Source organism: Sphaerisporangium album (assembly GCF_003323745.1).
In the GTDB taxonomy this organism is placed as follows: domain Bacteria; phylum Actinomycetota; class Actinomycetes; order Streptosporangiales; family Streptosporangiaceae; genus Sphaerisporangium; species Sphaerisporangium album.
Genome location: NZ_QOIL01000024.1, coordinates 1 through 1855, shown reverse-complemented (window position 1 = coordinate 1855; position 1855 = coordinate 1). Strand labels below are relative to the sequence as shown.

The 1855-nt window shown below is 66.4% G+C and carries 1 protein-coding gene and 1 pseudogene; both read right to left on the bottom strand.

Features of this window, described 5'->3' with window-relative positions; translation table 11 throughout:
• Positions 1–913 (bottom strand): annotated as a pseudogene (locus DQ384_RS43330) (DNA-directed RNA polymerase subunit beta'); the annotation flags it as partial.
• Between the two features lie 22 nt (positions 914–935).
• A partial coding sequence (locus DQ384_RS32580) for a DNA-directed RNA polymerase subunit beta (RefSeq protein ID WP_484378268.1) occupies positions 936–1855 on the bottom strand: 920 nt, incomplete at its 5' end.

Below are 1855 nucleotides of genomic sequence, written 5' to 3'. Positions count from 1 at the left end.
TCGTGAGGAACGCCGAGACGACCTTCAGCCGCTTCAGGGCGCGCGCCTTCTTCTGACCCTTGCCGCTGCGGATCGTCTCGCGCAGCGACTCGGCCTCCGCGGCCAGGTCGAAGTTGTTCAGGCGCTCCTGGATGGCCTGGGCGCCCATGCCGCCGCGGAAGTAGCGGCCGAAGCGGTCGCGCATCTCGCGGTAGAGCAGCTCGTCGCCCTCCAGGTCCTGGACCTTGAGGTTCTTGAAGCGACTCCAGACCTCTTCGAGGCGGTCGAGCTCGCGCTGGGCGCGGTCGCGGAGCTGGCGCATCTCGCGGTCGGCGCCCTCGCGGACCTTGCGGCGCTGGTCGCCCTTGGCGCCGGCCGACTCCAGCTCGGCCAGGTCGGCCTCGAGCTTCTTCTGCCGGGACTCGATGTCGGCGTCGCGGCGCTGCTCGATGTGCTGCCGCTCCACGGAGATCTTGGCCTCGAGCGAGGGCAGGTCACGGGCACGCATGTCGGTGTCGACATACGTGATCATGTAGGCCGCGAAGTAGATGACCTTCTCCAGGTCCTTCGGGGCCAGGTCGAGCAGGTAGCCGAGGCGCGACGGAACGCCCTTGAAGTACCAGATGTGGGTGACCGGCGCGGCCAGCTCGATGTGGCCCATCCGCTCGCGGCGCACCTTGGCGCGCGTGACCTCGACGCCACAGCGCTCACAGATGATGCCCTTGAAGCGGACGCGCTTGTACTTACCGCAGTAGCACTCCCAGTCCCGGGTCGGACCGAAGATCTTCTCGCAGAAGAGACCGTCCTTCTCAGGCTTGAGGGTGCGGTAGTTGATGGTCTCGGGCTTCTTCACCTCGCCGTGCGACCACTGACGGATATCGTCGGCCGTGGCGAGACCGATGCGGAGCTCGTCGAAGAAGTTGACGTCGAGCACTTGTTATCCCCTCGCTTGAAAATCAGACCTCTTCGACACTGCTCGGCTCACGCCGGGACAGGTCGATGCCGAGCTCCTCCGCCGCACGGAAGACGTCCTCGTCGGTGTCGCGCATCTCGATGGACATGCCGTCGCTGGACAGGACCTCGACGTTGAGGCACAGCGACTGCATTTCCTTGATGAGGACCTTGAAGGACTCAGGGATACCCGGCTCGGGGATGTTCTCGCCCTTGACGATGGCCTCGTAGACCTTCACTCGGCCGAGGACGTCGTCGGACTTGATGGTCAGCAGCTCCTGGAGGGCGTACGCCGCTCCGTAGGCTTCGAGCGCCCACACCTCCATCTCACCGAAGCGCTGGCCGCCGAACTGGGCCTTACCGCCGAGCGGCTGCTGGGTGATCATGGAGTAGGGACCGGTCGACCGCGCGTGGATCTTGTCGTCGACCAGGTGGAGCAGCTTGAGGATGTAGATGTAACCGACGGAGATCGGGTGCGGGAAGGGCTCGCCGGAGCGGCCGTCGAACAGCCGCGCCTTGCCGTTGACGCCGACCATGCGCTCGCCGTCCCGGTTGACCAGCGTGTTCTCCAGCAGGCCCGTGAGCTCCTCCTCGTGGGCGCCGTCGAACACCGGGGTGGCGACGTTGGTGCGCGGGTCGACCTGGCCGAAGCCCTTGTCGCGCAGCCGCTCGGCCCAGGCCTCCTCGATGCCCGTGATGTCCCACCCTCTGGCGGCGATCCACCCGAGGTGGGTCTCCAGCACCTGGCCGACGTTCATACGGCCGGGCACGCCCAGCGGGTTGAGGATGATGTCCACGGGGGTGCCGTCCTCGAGGAACGGCATGTCCTCGACGGGCAGGATCTTGGAGATGACACCCTTGTTGCCGTGACGGCCGGCCAGCTTGTCGCCGTCGGTGATCTTGCGCTTCTGCGCCACGTACACGC